This is a genomic window from Streptomyces sp. NPDC058877 (assembly GCF_042742855.1).
GTDB lineage: Bacteria > Actinomycetota > Actinomycetes > Streptomycetales > Streptomycetaceae > Streptomyces.
The window spans coordinates 26,711-42,962 of the sequence record NZ_JBHYMF010000050.1; the positions used below are offsets into that span (position 1 = coordinate 26,711).

A 16,252-nucleotide genomic window follows, 5' to 3' on the forward strand; every position below is an offset into this window, starting at 1 on the left:
ATCTTCATGATCGTCGCAGCCACCCAGTTCGCCCCGGTCGCCGGGGACGTCGACGCCAACGCCCGCACCGTCGCCGGTCTCGTCCGGGAAGCCGGGAACGCGGGTGCCCGGGTCGTGGTCTTCGCGGAGCTCTCCCTCACCGGGTACGAGCCGAGCCTGATCCGGGACTCCCCCGACCTGCTCCTGGCCGAGGACGACCCCCGGCTGGACCCCGTGCGGGAGGCCTGTCGGGCCGTCGGTGCGGCGGCCGTGGTCAACGGACCGGTGCGGACGGCCGGAGGGCGGCCCGGGATCACCACCCTCGTGATCGGCCCGGAGGGCACGCTCCTCACCCGCTACGACAAGCAGCACCTGTACGGGATCGAGGCCGAGGTCTTCGCGCCGGGTTCGACGGACGGGCGTTTCGTCCTCGACGGGGTCCGGTTCGCGACCGCCACCTGCTATGACAACCGGTTTCCCGAGTTGGCCGAGCGGGCCGCCGCGGACGGCTGCACGGCCTACCTGGCGAGTTCGGTGCTCGGCGCCGACAACGACTCGTTCGAGGAGGTGTATCCGGTGCGGGCCCGGGACTTCGGGCTGTACGTGGTGCTCGGGAACCTCCTGGGGCCCAACGAGGACGGGACCGCCGGCGGGCGGGCCGGGACCTGGGGCCCGGACGGCGGGCTGCTCTCGGACGCCGGGCCGGAGCTCCCGGGTTTCGCCCTGGCCGAGCTGCGCTGACGCGCGGGAAGCCGGGTCGCCGTGGGACATACGGCGACCCGGCTGCGGGGAGACCGTCGCGGAACCCCCGGTCCGCAACGGCGCCCCGCCCCCTGACGGGGTGCTCAACCCCTTACGGGGCGCTCAGCCCCAGCGTGTAGGCACCGGAGCCGCTGTAGGCGTGGACCACGTAGCGGTAGTAGCCGGGGGTGCCGTAGTAGCTGGTGTCCTCGTTGGCGCTCGCCGTGCCGCCGACCGCCACGTCCGACCAGCCGTACCCGTTCCACTTCTGCAGGTAGAGGTCGAAGTCGCTGCCGGCCGGACCGCGCAGGCACCCCACGTGGGTGCCGGAGGTCGCCGAGTAGTAGTACGAGCCGTCGGGCTGGGCGGCGGCCTGCCCGGACGCCAGGGTGCCCTGGTAGGTGTACTCGGTGTCGTCACAGCCGGTGGGCGGCGGGGTCGTGGTGCCGACCGACAGCTGGTAGGTCACGGTGTGCGTGACGGAGCCCGTACCGGTCACGGTGATCGGGTACGTGCCGTTGGCGGTGCCCGCCGCGACCTGGACGGTCATCGTGGACGAGCCGCCCGAGGTGACCGAGGAGGGGCTGAAGGAGACGGTGACCCCGCTCGGGGCGCCGCTGGCCGAGAGCTGCACGGTCTGGGCGCTGCCACCGGTGGTGGAGGTGTTCACCGTGGAGGTGACGGAAGCCCCCGGCTGGACCGAGCCCGAGGACGGGTTCAGGGCGAGCGAGAAGTCCGGGGTCGTGGTGCCGCCGCAGTCGGTCTCGCCGGACTGGGCCGGCACGCCGACCGCGTTCCAGGCCGCCTTCACCGCGTTGCACTCGGCGCTGCCGTAGGTGTTCTTGGCGCTGGAGAGGGTCGCCTTGCGGGCCGCGAGGTGGTTCCAGGAAGAGGTCTTCATGAGCAGGGCGCCCATGAAGATCTTGCCGGCCTTCTGGATGCCGATGCCGGTCACGGAGGAGGGACCGCCGGAGCATATGGGGCTGTTGGGCTTGCCGCCGCCCGGGTTGGAGCCCTCCGCGAGCAGGTAGAACCAGTGGTTCTGCGGCCCGGCCGCCGCGTGCACCTCGGTCCCCGAGTTCAACTGGGTGTAGCAGTTGGGGTCGTTGTTGTGCAGCGAGGGGTTGTACATGTACCGGATCGGCTTGTTGTCACCGAGGAAGTTCAGCTTCTCGCCGACCGTGTAGTCCGGGGTGTCGTTCGGGTTGTTGGCGTAGTGCTCGGTGAGCGCGCCGAAGATGTCGCCCGTCGACTCGTTCAGGCCGCCGTTCTCGTTGGACGAGCCCGCGCTGCCCGGCGTCCGGTCGAAGATCTCGTGGCCGTACTCGTGGGCCACGACGTCGATGCCGGTGAGTTGGTTGGTGCCGTTCTGGTTGCGGCCGTACGTGGTCTTCGTACCGTCGTAGTACGCGTTGACCTCGCTCAGTCCGGCACGGGCCGGGACCATGCCGCCCTGTCCGTTCTGGCCGTTGTAGCCGAACCACTCCTTGAGCATGGAGTGTTCCTTCTGCGCCGCGTACATGATGTCGACGCAGGCGGTCACCAGGTCGTTGGCGCCGCCGTTGCCCCACGGGGAGGAGCCGGTGTACGCGCTGCCGTTCTGCCCGCCGCACTTGAAGCCGCCGCGGCTGGTGTCGGTCATGGAGGTGGCGGCGGTGTCGATGGTGACGTTGCCGTTGTGGTAGCCACGGCCTTCGGCGTGCAGGATCTTGTCGGTGGCGCGGGCGATCGCCCCGGTGCGCGCGTCGACATAGGTGTCGAGGGCGCTCGGCGCGTCCTTGGCGGTGCGGCCGATGACCCGGGTGTGCCACGTCAGGACGGCCTTGCTTCCCTTGAGGAGCACGGTCAGCTCCGGGGCGCTGGCGCTCTCGACCGTGGCCAGCTGCTTCCGCGCGGTGGCGAGGGCCTTCTCGGCGGTCACCTTCGCCTTGGTGGAGAGCTTGAGGGCGGGAGCCGGGGCACCGGTGACCTCACGGACCTTGCCGGAGCTGTCGGAGACGACGACCGCGTCGCCGCCGACGACCGGGAGGCCGCGGTAGGTGCGCTCGTACGAGGCGTAGTAGAGGCCGTTCGACCAAGGCGTGACGGACGTCCGGACGAGCTCTTCGTCGGCTCCGTGCCGCAGTTCGTCGAGACCGCTCGCGGCGGCCTTGTCGGCGGCGGCCAGGGCGAGGGACTTGCCGTGGCCGGGCGGTGCGGGCTGCGCCTGCGGGGCCGCTGCGGCGGGGCCGGCGAGGGCGGTTGCGAGGCTCGCCGAGAGCGCCAGGGCGGCCACGGTCGCCGTGAGTCTGGTGGGGTGCAACGTCTGCTCCGATCGGGGTATGGATCGTGGTGGGGGAGACGGATCGTCGCGCCGAGTATGGGCGTGGACATGGCCAGTTCGGGACATCTCACCGGGCATAAGACGCGGGTTATGGTGCGGCCGGACCGTGCTGCGTACGCTGCTGAAATGCAGCTGGAGTTGAGGCATCTTGAGGCCGTCTGCCGGATAGCGGAAGCGGGCAGTCTGGGCCGGGCTGCCGGGCGGCTCGGGGTCTCGCAGCCCGCGCTCTCGGCGCAGTTGCGGCGCATCGAGAAGGTCGCCGGCGGGGAGCTCTTCCTGCGCGGTCCGCACGGCGTGGAGCCCACCCCGCTGGGCGAGTTCGTGCTCTCCAAGGCGCGGCTGGTGCTCGGCGAGATGGACGCGTTGGCCGCCGGGGCGCGGGCCGTCTCCCCGCACACCCCGCTGCGGCTCGGCTGCATCCTGCTGGTCCTGGTGGACCGGCTGCTCGGGGAGCTGGAGCAGGTGATGGCGGGACAGGAGATCGCGGTCACCGTGGAGCACTCCGCGACGACGCTGACCCGACAGCTCGGCGTGGGGCGGTACGACGCCGTTCTGTTCGGAGAGGTCAACGACCACGAAGTACCGCTGCCCCAGGGCACTTCCGCGCGCACCCTCGTGCCGAAGGAGCCGTTCTGCGTGCGCCTCTCGGCAGCGCATCCACTGGCCGGCAAGGACCGGATCTCACTCGCCGAGCTCTCCGGCGAGTCCTGGATGACCCTGGTGGAGGACGACGACGGCGGCCCCGAAGCCCTGGTCGCCGCCTGCGAGAAGGCCGGGTTCACCCCGTTGCTGCGGCACCGGGTGGCCGACCGCAAGATGCACTACGACCTGATCGCGGCCGGCCGGGTGATCTCGATCAGCCAGCCGACGGCCCCGGCGGCGGAGGGCACGGTGCTGCGCCCCCTGGAGGGCGACCCGGTGACGGGCCGGATCCGGCTCGCCTGGAACAAGGCGGCGGTGTCCGTCCGGCACGCCGAACTGCTGTACCGGGCGGCAGCCCGCGCCTATGTGGCGAACGTCGACAACAACGCCTTCTACCGGGCGTGGTGGGACGCCCGGCCGGAGCTGCACCCGGTCCTCGACGCCTGAGCGGACCCGGGGACCGGGCGGACCGGGCCGGTCGGCACAGACCGGCCGCTTCCGGTTCCGCTTCTGACTCCGGTTCCGGTTCCGGTTCTGGTTGCCCGCGGTGCGGAAGGGCGCGCCGGCCTCCTGGACCTAGAGCCGGTACGCCTGTCCGTACATCTGCCACTGCAGTGGGGTGTCGAGGTCGAAGTTGCCGTCCTCAAGGAACTTGCGCAGGGCCTTGTCGACCCGGCTGGTGTCGTTGTCCAACCGCTTCGCCTCGATGGCCTTGCGGTGCATGTCCAGGAAGACGTCGAGGTAGTGCTCTTCGGTTCCGCCCTCTGCCGGGGTGTCCGCCTCCGCCAGGGCGCGCTCCCTCAGGTCGTAGAAGCCGTTCGCGGTGGTGTCGGGGCCGTGGAAGACCATCGCGTCGTAGTAGATGAACTGCCCCAGGGTGCCGAGGCCGTCGAGCTTGGCCAGGCGCACCGAAGGGTTGAAGTAGACCCGGTCCCGCTCCTCCTCCTGGGCCTCGCGGAACGCTTCGACCTCCGCTTCCGCTTGCCAGGCCGCGGTGAAGCCGGGGTCCAGACCCTCGTGCGAGTCGGTGCCGTCCACGTCGCGCAGGGCGGGGAGGTAGCGGGCCAGTCCGTTGTCGGGGTGACCCTCGGTGTAGCGCTCGACGAGGCTGAGCAGGTCATGGGTACCCGTACAGAAACCAACGATTCCTGCGGTATATCCCTGTCCGTCCCTGATGTCCTTGATGGAGCCGTACGTACTGCGCCAGTCCACGGTGGAGTTCACGGCGCTCGCCACGATCTTCCCCGCCAACTCCTTCTTCGCCGGTGCGGCCAGACCGGGCGGCGCATCGGCGATCGCGGCGTCGTCCGCCGCCCCCTCGGCCACCGCCTTCGCCTCCTGGCGCGACTTCGGCGCCGCGGACACCGTCGATCCGAGGGGCTCACGACCGTCCGGATGGACCGGCCCCAGGAAGTAGACGACCGCCGTCACGACGACGGGCAGGGTGGCGAGGAACAGGCATCCGGCGCGTTTCATGGCGGACAGAGTAATCGCGGGTCTCGTACGGGCATGCGACGGAGGGAACCGGACCGCCCGCCGGAGCGTGTCACGGGGCGGACGGCAACCCTCCGGTCGAACCGGGAGGGCGGCTGGAAGCCGATGTGCCGTCCGTATGGATGACCCTGGGAGCTACGCATCGGTAACCATTTTCGGTTGGGCTACTTTCAGCCAGACCTCAAGCTTCACAGGAAATCCATAGCCTGCGAGAACATCTTCTCGACGGACGCATGCGCTACCCTCATGGCCCCCGGGCACAGTGTGACAGAGGGGGCGTTCGAGCCAACGCGGGTTCGATCCTGTGAACAGGTACGTCAACCCGGGAGCGTACGCGCGCCCGAAACTTGTCCATGGGGAAGTGCGCCGCAGTGGAGAACTGGCTCAATCACGGCCAACCTGATCAACAGGATGCCGGTCACAAGGGTGCCCGCGACACCGATCTCCGGGATCACGGCATCGCGTCGAACGGAGGCGGAATGCCGCAGGACACCGACACGGCGCGACTGCCAGGAGCCACGGACGGTTCCGGGGCCCGCGGCACGTCCGGGCCCGTCCCGTCCGAAGGGGTGGACGTCCGGAAGCAGGGACCCGAAACCCTGCGACGGGACGCGTTCCGCCCGGCTGCCGACACGGACCGGACCCGACCGCTCTCCGTGACCCCCGCCCCGGCCCCCGACGCGGCCGACCAGGCGCACGACCCGAACGAGGTCACCGTCCAGCTCGACGCCGTACGGATAGGCGGCGGGGACGACAGCTGGTCGCTCCAGCCGGCCGAGGTCGTCCCCGACCCCCGCCGCGAGCCCAACGGTCCCGTCTTCGTGGACGAGTCCGGCCGACGCAGCCGGCGCTTCCGGCGCCTGGGCACCCTCCTCGGAGTCGCCTGCGCGGTCTACGCCGTGGTCATCGTGGCCACCCTGTTGACGGGCAACTCCTCCGCCCCCTGGGTGCCACTGCCCGAGCAGCAGGAGGCCGTGCCGGCCGGGCAGGGCGAGGCGTCCGCGTCCCCCACCGGGTCGACCGACCCGTCCCCCACGGCGAGCAGCACCCCGTCGCCGACCACGGGCGGCGCCGGCAAGAGCACCTCGGCACCGTCCAGGACCTCCAGCCCGACGGCGAGCGCCAGCGCCCCGAGCAGCCCGGCCCCCTCGCCGAGCACCGGGACGCCCACGCCGCAGGCGACCGCCACCAGCCCGCAGCCGGGCTCCCCCGACACGGCCACCCCCGCGCCGACCTCCCCCGCTCCCAGCGGCACGCCCACCGGCACTCCGACGACCGTGCCGACGACCGCCGCTCCCACCAGCACCCCCGAAACGACCACGTCCCCCGCCGCGGGCGACTCCATGGCCCTCGGCCAGCCGGCGCCCGCCGGGACCGATGCCGTCGCCCCCTCCTCAGAGAACGTCCTGTGACCTCCTCGCGCACCCGCAGACGCCGCCCGTCCCCCCGCAGCGTCCCGGCCGGCCTCCGCCGCTCGCTGCCCCTTCGTTTCGTCCTGCCCTCGCTGCTCCTCGTCGCCGCGATCACCATGCTGATGCTCCGCGGCTACGTGCACAGCGAGATCCTCGCCGACCACCGCGTCCGCGCCGAGGCCTCGGACGACGCCGTGCCGGAAGAGGTGCTCGAAGGCGGCCCGATCATCGACACCCGCGGCGATCAGGTGACCAGCCGGAGCGTGCCCGACCACAGCCTGGTCCTCACCTTCGACGACGGCCCCGACCCCACCTGGACGCCCAAGGTGCTCGACGTGCTGAAGAAGCACAAGGCGCACGGGGTGTTCTTCGTGACCGGCACCATGTCGTCGCGCCACCCCGACCTCGTCCGCCGCATGGTGGCCGAGGGGCACGAGGTCGGTCTGCACACCTTCAACCACCCGGACCTCTCCTACCAGTCCAAGCGCCGCATCGACTGGGAGCTGTCCCAGAACCAGCTGGCGCTCGTCGGCTCGGCCGGCATCCGCTCCTCCCTGTTCCGACCGCCGTACTCCTCCTTCGCCGACGCCATGGACGACGCGTCCTGGCCGGTGACCGAGTACGTCGGCACCCTCGGCTACCTCACCGTCGTCAACAACACCGACAGCGAGGACTGGCGCCGCCCGGGCGTCGGCCAGATCATCCGCAACGCCACCCCCGAGGACGGCAAGGGCGCCATCGTCCTCATGCACGACTCCGGCGGCGACCGCAGCCAGACCGTGCGCGCGCTGGACAAGTTCCTGCCCCGGATGCAGGAAGAGGGCTACCGCTTCCAGACCCTCACCGAGGCGCTCGACGCACCCAGCGCGAACACCCCGGTCACCGGCCTGGAGCTGTGGAAGGGCAAGGCCTGGGTCTTCATGGTGCAGGCCTCCGACGACCTCACCGACGGCCTGGTCGTCGCGCTGGCCATCATCGGCGTGCTGGTCTTCACCCGCTTCGGCCTGATGCTCCTGCTGTCCGCGGTCCATGCGCACCGGGTCCGCCGCAAGGGCTTCCGGTGGGGGCCGAACCCGGTCACCGAACCGGTGTCGGTGCTGGTGCCGGCCTACAACGAGGCCAAGTGCATCGAGAACACCGTGCGTTCCCTCATGGACAGCGAGCACCCGATCGAGATCATCGTCATCGACGACGGTTCCAACGACGGAACGGCCCGCATCGTCGAGGACATGAACCTGCCGAACGTGCGCGTCGTGCGCCAGATGAACGCGGGCAAGCCGGCCGCGCTCAACCGGGGCGTCGCGAACGCCCGGTACGACCTGATCGTGATGATGGACGGCGACACGGTCTTCGAGCCGTCCACCGTACGCGAGCTGGTGCAGCCCTTCGCGGACCCCCGGGTCGGCGCGGTCGCCGGCAACGCCAAGGTCGGCAACAAGGACTCGATGATCGGTGCCTGGCAGCACATCGAGTACGTGATGGGCTTCAACCTGGATCGCCGGATGTACGACATGCTGCGCTGCATGCCGACCATCCCGGGCGCGGTCGGTGCCTTCCGGCGTTCGGCGCTGGAGCGGGTCGGCGGCATGAGCGACGACACGCTCGCCGAGGACACCGACATCACCATGGCACTGCACCGCGACGGCTGGCGGGTCGTGTACGCGGAGAACGCCCGCGCCTGGACCGAGGCGCCGGAGACCGTCCAGCAGTTGTGGTCGCAGCGCTACCGCTGGTCCTACGGCACGATGCAGGCGATCTGGAAGCACCGCCGCGCCGTGATCGACCGGGGCGCCTCGGGCCGCTTCGGCCGCCTGGGCCTGCCGCTGGTCTCGCTGTTCATGGTGGTGGCCCCGCTGCTGGCCCCGCTGATCGACGTGTTCCTCCTGTACGGCCTCGTCTTCGGCCCCACCGGGAAGACCGTCACCGCGTGGCTGGGGGTCCTGGCGGTCCAGGCGGTCTGCGCCGCCTACGCCTTCAAGTTGGACCGGGAGAAGATGACCCACCTCATCTCGCTGCCCCTCCAACAGATCCTCTACCGACAGTTGATGTACGTGGTGCTGCTCCAGTCCTGGATCACCGCGCTCACCGGCGGCCGGCTGCGTTGGCAGAAGCTGCGGCGCACCGGAGTGGTGGAGGCGGCGCCGGGCGCGGTGCCGCAACAGCAGGCCGCGGGCACCGCGGAGAGCGAGCGGAGGCCCGTCGGATGACGACGCACGAGAGGACCTCGGAGACGGTGACGACGGCGGGCGCACCGGCGTACTTCCCGGAGGGGGCGGGCCCGGTTTCCGAACCCGCGCCCACCCCGACCGCCCCGAAGCCGGGTCGTGACCGCTATCTGGACCTGCTGCGTTCGATCGCGCTGGTCCGCGTGGTGACGTACCACGTCTTCGGCTGGGGCTGGCTGTCGATCGTCTTCCCCTCCATGGGCGTGATGTTCGCCCTGGCGGGCATGTTGATGGCGCGCTCGCTGGACCGCCCGGCACGCCAGGTGATCATGAGTCGGGTGCGCCGCCTCCTGCCCCCGTTGTGGGCGTTCAGCGCGGTGACGTTGACGCTGATCTTCATGAACGGCTGGAACCCGCTGAAGGACCCGGACGAGGGCGGCACCTGGGGCTTGGTCCGGCTGTTCACGTACCTGGTGCCGATCGGCGCCCCGCCGTACCCGTCCACCGACGACTGGGCGATGCAGGCGGCGGGACCGCTCTGGTACCTGCGCACCTACCTGTGGTTCGTGGTGGCCTCGCCCCTGCTGCTGTGGGCCTTCCGCCGCGTCCCGTGGGCGATGCTGCTGGCCCCGCTGGCACTGACGGCGGCCATCGGAACCGGTCTGGTCACCATCCCCGGCGAGACCGGCGAGGGCGTCACCGACTTCGCGGTCTACGCCTCCTGCTGGATGCTGGGGTTCGCGCACCACGACGGCCTGTTGAAGCGGATCCCGCGGTACGCCGCGGTGTCCTGGTCCTTCCTGGTGATGGCCTTCGGCCTGTGGTGGGCCTCGAACCACCTGGGCACCGGCGGCTGGGACCTCAACGAGATCCCGCTGGCACAGGCCACCTGGTCGTTCGGCTTCGTGGTGATCCTGCTCCAGTACGCTCCGTCCTGGCAGCAACTGCCGGGCCGACTGGCGAAGTGGGACCCGCTCGTCACCCTCTCCAACAACCGCGCGGTCACGATCTACCTGTGGCACAACCTCCTGATCGGCGTGGCGGAGCTGATCGTGAACCAGGGGTACAAGCTGCCGTTCCTGGACAGCGACCGGGGGAACGCGGCGCTCGACGCCTCGTACATGCTGTGGAGCTTCGTCGTGGCCTGGCCGCTGATCGCCCTGGCGGTCCTCGCGTTCGGCTGGATCGAGGACATCGCGGCGCGGCGGCGCCCCCGGCTGTGGCCGAACGGGACCCCGAACCGGGCCGCCCGCCGCGTGCGCCGGGCGTAGCCCCGCGGACCGGACACGACGGGCCGGTGGCTCCCCGGGTGCTCCCCGCAGGAATGCGGGGCTGCCGGGGGGAGCCGCCGGCCCGTCGTCGTGTCGTCCTCCGGCGCCCTTCTTCAGCGGGGGAGGTCGTGGCCCGTCCGCTCCTCCTCGGAGGGGACGGGGGCTTCGCCCTCCCGGTCGTTCCGTCCGGCGTCTCCGGCCCGGTCGTCCCCGGCCGTCTCTCCCAGCAGGTCGCGAGCCATCAGGGTGGCACCGGCGACGGCGCCCGGCATCAGAAAGACGGCGACGAAGGGCACCAGGAAGGCGAGGGTCAGTGGAACGCCGAAGCCGAGGGCGGCCATCCGACGCCCGCGGAGCAGCCCCAGCCGCTCCTTCAGTTCGATGCCGCGGCGCTGGAGCGCGACGGCCGTCAGCTCCTCCGCGAGGAAGAAGCCGGAGACGCAGAAGCCGAGGGCGGGAACCACCGTCTGGCCGACCACCGGGATGAAGCCGCAGGCGAAGAGCAGCAGGCCGTAGAACGCGACCCGCAGCAGGATCCGCAGGCTGTCGCGGGCCGAGATCCACAGCTCGCGCCAGAGCGGAAGCCCGGACTCCGGCACTTCTCCGCCCTCGCTGCGGTCGACCTGTTCGGAGAGCGAATCGTAGAAGGGCTGGCCGACGAGCAGGGTCACGGCGGTGAAGGTGATGACGGCGAGGAAGAGCCCGAAGGCGAAGAGCAGGGCCGTCAGCGTGCCGCGGAAGACGTCGAGCCAGGGCGAGGACCAGTCGTCCGCGAAGGGGGTCACCCAGGCGGCCAGGTCGTCCGCCCCGTAACCGAGGCCGACGAGTGCACCCGCGTACAGCACGAGGGTCACGAGTCCGGGCAGCAGTCCGAACCCGAACCACCGCCCGTGGCGGCCCACCCACTTCTGCCCCCGTACCAAGTAACCGAGGCCCACCCCGAGATCACGCATGGGGGTCACCCTATCGGTGGTCCGGGGAGCGGCCTTCGGGCTCCGCCCCGGACCGCCACCGGCGGCGGCCGCCTCTCCGTCGGCCCCGGAGGGACGGTCCCGGAAACGGAGGAGGACCGTGCCCCGGGAAGGGGCACGGTCCTCGTCCGGTCCTGCGGGTCCGGATCAGACGGCGAGCTCGACCTTGATGTTGCCGCGGGTCGCCTTGGAGTACGGGCAGACCTGGTGGGCCTTCTCGACCAGGCTCTTGGCGGTCTCGGCGTCCACGTTGGGGATGGTCGCCGAGATCTTGACGATGATGCCGAAGCCTTCGTCGTTCTTGCCGATGCCGACCTCGGCGGTGACCGTCGCACCGGAGACGTCCGCGTTCTCGTTGCGGGCGACGACGCCGAGCGCGCCCTGGAAGCAGGCGCTGTAGCCGGCGGCGAAGAGCTGCTCGGGGTTGGTGCCCGCGCCGGACCCGCCCATGGCCTTGGGCGGGTTCACCATGACGTCGAGCTGGCCGTCGTCGGTGGCGACGCGTCCGTCCCGACCGTTCTCGGCGGTGGCCACGGCGGTGTAGAGGACGTCGGACTGCTGGATGGACATGCTGGGTACTTCCTTCTGCGGTTCGCCGCGACTCGCGCCCACGATCGCGACGGCTGAGGGAAGACTAGCGGGTCGCCGAGACGATCATCTTTCCGGTGTTGTCGCCGCGCAGCAGGCCGAGGAAGGCGTCCACGCCGTTCTCGATGCCCTCGACGAAGGTCTCGCGGTGCTTCAGCCGGCCCGAGGCGAGCCAGCCGCCGACCTCCCGGACGAACTGGTCCTGCAGGCCGTAGTGGTCGCCGACGAGGACGCCTTGGAGCCGCAGCCGCTTGCCGATGATCATCGCCATGTTGCGCGGGCCGGGCACCGGCTCGGTGTCGTTGTACTGGGCGATCATGCCGCAGATGGTGGCGCGGCCGTGCACGTTGAGCGAGGAGATCGCAGCTTCGAGGTGGTCCCCGCCGACGTTGTCGAAGTAGACGTCGATGCCGTCCGGAGCTGCCTCGCGCAGCTGGTCCTTGACCGGGCCGTTCTTGTAGTTGAAGGCCGCGTCGAAGCCGAGCTCCTCGACGAGCCACTTGACCTTCTCGTCGGAGCCGGCGGAGCCGATGACCCGCGAGGCGCCCTTGAGCTTCGCCATCTGACCGACCTGGCTGCCGACGGCACCGGCGGCGCCGGAGACGAACACGGCGTCGCCCTCCTTGAAGGAGGCCGTCTCGAAGAGACCGGCGTAGGCCGTCAGGCCGGTCATGCCGAGCACCCCGAGGTAGGCGGAGAGGGGGGCGAGCTCCGGGTCGACCTTGGTGGCGTGCTGGGCCGGGACGTCGGCGTACTCGCGCCACCCGAGGCCGTGCAGGACGTGGTCGCCGACGGCGAACCCCTCGGCGTTGGAGGCGACGACCTCGCCGACCGCACCGCCGTCCATGGGGTGGTCGAGCTTGAAGGGCGGGATGTAGGACTTCACGTCGTTCATCCGGCCCCGCATGTACGGGTCGACGGAGAAGTGCAGGTTGCGCACGAGGATGCGCCCCTCCGCGGGTGCGGCGACCGGCGTCTCGCGCAGGGCGAAGTCCGAGGGCACGGGCCAGCCGTGCGGACGGGCGACGAGGTGCCACTCACGGCTGGAAGCGGGAAGAACGGACATGAGCACGGCCTCCAGGAAAGCTCGAAAAGCTTGAGATCAGTAAAGGTTCACTTACTAAAACAACCATGCTCCTAGATATTTCATGTTGTCAAGTATCCGAGTAGGATGTGACCCATGGCCACCCCACGCACGGACCCCCTGACCCTCGAAGTCGTCGAGCTCATCGGCACGGTCGTGGCGCGCTACTACGAGGAGTACGAGCAGGCGGCCTCGGAACACGCGCTGACCGGCGCCCAGGCCCGCGTCCTCGGGCTGCTCTCGCTCGATCCGCTGCCGATGCGCCACATCGCCCAGAAGCTGAAGTGCGAGCCGTCCAACATCACCGGGATCGTCGACCGCCTGGAGGCGCGCGGCCTGGTCGAGCGCCACCCCGCCCCCGACGACCGGCGGGTCAAGCTCGCCGTCCCCACGGACGAGGGCCGGGACACCGCCCGCCGCCTGCGCGAGTCGCTGGACTTCGCACGCGAGCCGCTCGGCGAGCTGAGCGAGGCCGAGCGGACCCTGCTGCGGGACCTGCTGAAGCGGATGCTGGGCACGGACGGGGCCTGACGCCCCCGCCGCGCCCCACGGACGGCCGGACCGCGGCCCGCCCGACGCCCGCGCCCGAGCCCCGGGCGGCTCATCCCAACGCGCGCCGCGCCCCGGACCGCCGGACGATGCGAACAGGACCGCGCATCGCGACCCGCCTCGCCCGTGCCAGCACCGCACTCCGGAGGATCCGCCGTGACCGTCAGCCTCGAACAGCTGCGCCGTTGCCATGTCGCCGTCGACCTGGGTGCCGCCCGCACCCGGGTCTTCGTCAAGGGCGCCGGACTCGTCGTCGACGAGCCGAGCGTCGCCGCCGTCAACACCCGTACCGGAGCGCTGATCGCCGTCGGCGCGCTCGCCGAGAAGATGACCGGCCGCACCCCCGACTACATCCGGGTCGTCCGCCCGGTCTCGGGCGGTACGGTCGTCGACATCGAGATGGCCCAACGCATGCTCCGCCACCTCCTCGGCGAGAAGCTGCGCCGGCAGCTGCGCCGCAAGCCCCGGCTCCGGGCCGCCGCCTGCACCCCGCACGACAGCGACCCACTGGCCCAGCGGGCCGCCGTGGAGACCCTCGTAGGGCTCGGCGCGCGCCGGGTCGAACTGGTCGACACCCTGATCGCGGCGGCCGTGGGCTGCGGGTTGCCCGTCGAGCAGCCGACCGCGACCATGATCATGGTGTGCGGGGCGGCGACCACCCAGGTCGCGGTGCTCTCGCTCGGCGCCATCGTCACGGCGGAGCGGATGCCGATCGGTGGCGACGCCATCGACCACGCCGTCATCCAGCACCTGCGCCACCACCACGAGCTGATGCTGCCGAGCCAGTCGGTGCGTCCGCTGCAACTCGCCCTGAGCGGGAACGGCCTGACGGCACACGGGCCGGCATGGACGGAGATCCACGGTCGGGACGTCGCGACGGGCCTGGCCCGCTCCGTGACGGTCGACACCGCCGCGGTGCGGGAGGCGATCCACACCCCGCTGACCGCGGTCCTCGACGGCATCGGGAAAGTACTGCGCGACTGCCCGCCGGACCTGGTGGCCGACCTCGCGGACCGCGGAATCATGATGGTGGGCGGCAGCGCCCTGCTCCCGGGGCTCGACCAGATGCTGCGCGAGGCGACCGGGATGCCGGTGCACATCGCCGAGCGTCCCGACGTGTGCGCCGTGCTGGGCCTCGGCGCGATGCTGGAGGGCAAGGTCCAGGCGATGGTCCTCAATCCCCTGGCGGAACGGAACCCGTTCGACGACGAGGTCTGAACCGCACCAAACCGGATGATTCGTACGACAATGAGACCATGACGATCATGGATGAGGGCGCCGGAGCCGCGGACGCGGATGCGGACGGGAGCGCCGCACGCCTGCCCCTCCTGCTCGAAGCCGTCCTCGGCGTCGGTACGGACCTCGAACTCCGCGGCACCCTCCAGCACATCGTGGACTCCGCCACCGAGCTGACCGGGGCCCGCCACGGGGCGCTCGGGGTCATCGACCCCGAGCGCCACCGCCTCACGGACCTCTTCACCTCCGGCATGACGGAGGAGGAGCGAGGCCGGATCGTCCTCCACCCGGGCGGGAGCACCGGGCTGCCCGGCACCCCGGTGCGGGGTCGGCAGCCGCCGCGGACCGGCGGGCCTGCGGACGCACCGCACTCCCCCGGGCCGCTCGGGGCCCCCTCGGGGGCGCACGCTTCCCTCCACGTGCCGATCCGGGTGCACACCGAGGTCTTCGGCAACCTCCACCTCGCGCAGAAGCGCGGGGGCGACTTCACCGAGGAGGACCTGGCCCTGCTGCGGGTCCTCGCCTCCCAGGCCGGGATCGCCATCGGCAACGCCCGCCTGTACGAGACGGCCCGGCAGCGGGAGCGGTGGATCGAGGGCGCCGCCGCCGTGACGACGGCCCTGCTCACCGGCGCCACCACCGAGAACGCCCTGACGACCGTCGCCGAACGGGCCCGGATCCTCGCCGGGGCCGCGGCCGGGGTGGTCCTCCAACCCACCGAGGAGGGCGGCATGGAGATCGTCGCCGCGTCGACCCCGGGCGACCCGGGGGACCTGGTCGGCACGACGATCGCCCCCGGCTCGCCCGTCCTGGTCCAGCTCCTCGGCGGGGAACCGGTGTTCATCGAGGACTCCGCGACCGACCCGCGGATGACCACCCACGTCCGGTCCCGCTTCGGGCCGTCGATGATGCTGCCGCTGCAGAGCGGCGGGAAGCTCATCGGCACCCTCGCCCTGCCCCGGCGACGCGGCGGTCCGCCCTACTCGGCGGTGGACCGGCTGCTCGCCTCGCAGTTCGCCTCGCAGGCGGCGCTGGCCCTGGTCCTCGCGGACGCACGGCTCGACCGGGAGCGGCTCGCGGTCTTCGAGGACCGGGACCGGATCGCCCGCGACCTCCACGACCTCGTCGTCCAGCGGCTCTTCGCCACGGAGATGATGCTGGAGTCCACCCGGCGCCGGACCGCGGACTCCTCCGACGAGAACGCGCTGCTCGGCCGCGCCGTGGACGAACTGGACTCCACGATCCAGGAGGTCCGGACGACGATCTTCGCGCTCCAGCAGCCGCCGGCGGAGGCACCGACCTCCTTCCGGGGACGGGTGCTGCGCGAAACCGGCGGCGCCGCGGCCCTGCTCGGCTTCCCCCCGTCCGTGCACTTCTCCGGTGCGGTCGACGCGCTCGTGGACGAGGAGACCGCGGGACGGCTGCTCGCCGCGCTGCGCGGAGCGCTCGCGGCGGCGCACCGACGGCCCGGGATCGGCAGGATCACGGTCGAGGTGTCGGCCGGGGCGGACGGCGCCCGCCTGCGGGTCGAGGACGACGGCACCCCTCCCACCACGGTGAGTTGGCCCTGAGGGCCCGTACAAAGCGGCCCGGCACGCCGTACGGGTGCCGCGGTGCCCCGGCCGGTGGAGCGATCGTCGAGGCCACTCCCCCGGCGGCCCGCCGGAATCCGGTGGGCCGCCGTCGGCCCCGTGCTCCCGTCGGCCCCGGCGCTCGCGGGCCGTGGACGTCCCGCGCCCGTGTTCGGACGCGGGGGCTCCGCGAGGATTCCGGGCCCCGCCCCGGGTAGCACCCGAG

Annotated in this window: 13 protein-coding genes; 8 read left to right on the forward strand and 5 right to left on the reverse strand. The window is 71.5% G+C overall.

Annotated features, from left to right (window positions below):
- The first annotated feature begins 6 nt into the window (after nt 1–6).
- Nucleotides 7–720, forward strand: a complete 714-nt coding sequence (locus ACFW2Y_RS14680; RefSeq protein ID WP_384877981.1) for a carbon-nitrogen hydrolase family protein — start codon at nt 7–9, stop codon at nt 718–720.
- A gap of 112 nt (nt 721–832) precedes the next feature.
- Here the strand turns inward: ACFW2Y_RS14680 and ACFW2Y_RS14685 are convergent, their stop codons facing one another.
- Nucleotides 833–3,022, reverse strand: coding sequence for a M4 family metallopeptidase (locus ACFW2Y_RS14685; RefSeq protein WP_384877984.1), 2,190 nt, complete (start codon nt 3,020–3,022; stop codon nt 833–835).
- A gap of 147 nt (nt 3,023–3,169) precedes the next feature.
- On the opposite strand from ACFW2Y_RS14685, the gene ACFW2Y_RS14690 reads away from it, so the two are divergent.
- Entirely contained in the window at nt 3,170–4,132 is a 963-nt protein-coding gene (locus ACFW2Y_RS14690) for a LysR family transcriptional regulator (RefSeq protein ID WP_384877986.1), read from the forward strand.
- Between the two features lie 129 nt (nt 4,133–4,261).
- Here ACFW2Y_RS14690 and ACFW2Y_RS14695 read toward each other — a convergent pair whose 3' ends face one another.
- A complete protein-coding gene (locus ACFW2Y_RS14695; RefSeq protein WP_384877989.1) occupies nt 4,262–5,161 on the reverse strand; it encodes a chitosanase in 900 nt (299 codons plus the stop codon).
- 497 nt (nt 5,162–5,658) lie between these two features.
- On the opposite strand from ACFW2Y_RS14695, the gene ACFW2Y_RS14700 reads away from it, so the two are divergent.
- The 3 genes from ACFW2Y_RS14700 to ACFW2Y_RS14710 are packed head-to-tail and all read left to right on the forward strand — an operon-like array spanning nt 5,659 to nt 10,027.
- On the forward strand, nt 5,659–6,591 hold the full coding sequence (locus tag ACFW2Y_RS14700) for a hypothetical protein (protein WP_384877992.1): 933 nt from the start codon (nt 5,659–5,661) through the stop codon (nt 6,589–6,591).
- Nucleotides 6,588–8,798 (forward strand): bifunctional polysaccharide deacetylase/glycosyltransferase family 2 protein, encoded by a 2,211-nt coding sequence (locus ACFW2Y_RS14705; protein WP_384877995.1) that lies wholly within the window; start codon nt 6,588–6,590, stop codon nt 8,796–8,798. The genes ACFW2Y_RS14700 and ACFW2Y_RS14705 overlap by 4 nt, the downstream gene beginning before the upstream one ends.
- Nucleotides 8,795–10,027, forward strand: a complete 1,233-nt coding sequence (locus ACFW2Y_RS14710; RefSeq protein ID WP_384877998.1) for an acyltransferase — start codon at nt 8,795–8,797, stop codon at nt 10,025–10,027. Before ACFW2Y_RS14705 ends, ACFW2Y_RS14710 begins: the two co-directional genes overlap by 4 nt.
- A 113-nt stretch (nt 10,028–10,140) precedes the next feature.
- On the opposite strand, the gene ACFW2Y_RS14715 is transcribed toward ACFW2Y_RS14710, so the two are convergent.
- From ACFW2Y_RS14715 to ACFW2Y_RS14725, 3 genes are all read right to left on the reverse strand, one after another.
- Nucleotides 10,141–10,980 (reverse strand): EI24 domain-containing protein, encoded by an 840-nt coding sequence (locus ACFW2Y_RS14715; RefSeq protein ID WP_384878001.1) that lies wholly within the window; start codon nt 10,978–10,980, stop codon nt 10,141–10,143.
- 165 nt (nt 10,981–11,145) lie between these two features.
- Complete coding sequence (locus tag ACFW2Y_RS14720; protein ID WP_384878004.1) at nt 11,146–11,568, reverse strand: organic hydroperoxide resistance protein; 423 nt, start codon at nt 11,566–11,568, stop codon at nt 11,146–11,148.
- Nucleotides 11,569–11,632: 64 nt separating this feature from the next.
- Nucleotides 11,633–12,652, reverse strand: a complete 1,020-nt coding sequence (locus ACFW2Y_RS14725; protein ID WP_384878007.1) for an NADP-dependent oxidoreductase — start codon at nt 12,650–12,652, stop codon at nt 11,633–11,635.
- Between the two features lie 114 nt (nt 12,653–12,766).
- Between ACFW2Y_RS14725 and ACFW2Y_RS14730 the strand changes: the two genes are divergently transcribed.
- From ACFW2Y_RS14730 to ACFW2Y_RS14740, 3 genes are all read left to right on the forward strand, one after another.
- Complete coding sequence (locus ACFW2Y_RS14730; protein ID WP_384878010.1) at nt 12,767–13,201, forward strand: MarR family winged helix-turn-helix transcriptional regulator; 435 nt, start codon at nt 12,767–12,769, stop codon at nt 13,199–13,201.
- A gap of 174 nt (nt 13,202–13,375) precedes the next feature.
- Nucleotides 13,376–14,437: a rod shape-determining protein gene (locus tag ACFW2Y_RS14735; RefSeq protein ID WP_384878013.1), complete on the forward strand. Its 1,062-nt coding sequence runs from the start codon at nt 13,376–13,378 to the stop codon at nt 14,435–14,437.
- Nucleotides 14,438–14,475: 38 nt separating this feature from the next.
- Nucleotides 14,476–16,026 (forward strand): GAF domain-containing protein, encoded by a 1,551-nt coding sequence (locus ACFW2Y_RS14740; protein WP_384878016.1) that lies wholly within the window; start codon nt 14,476–14,478, stop codon nt 16,024–16,026.
- Nucleotides 16,027–16,252: the final 226 nt, after the last annotated feature.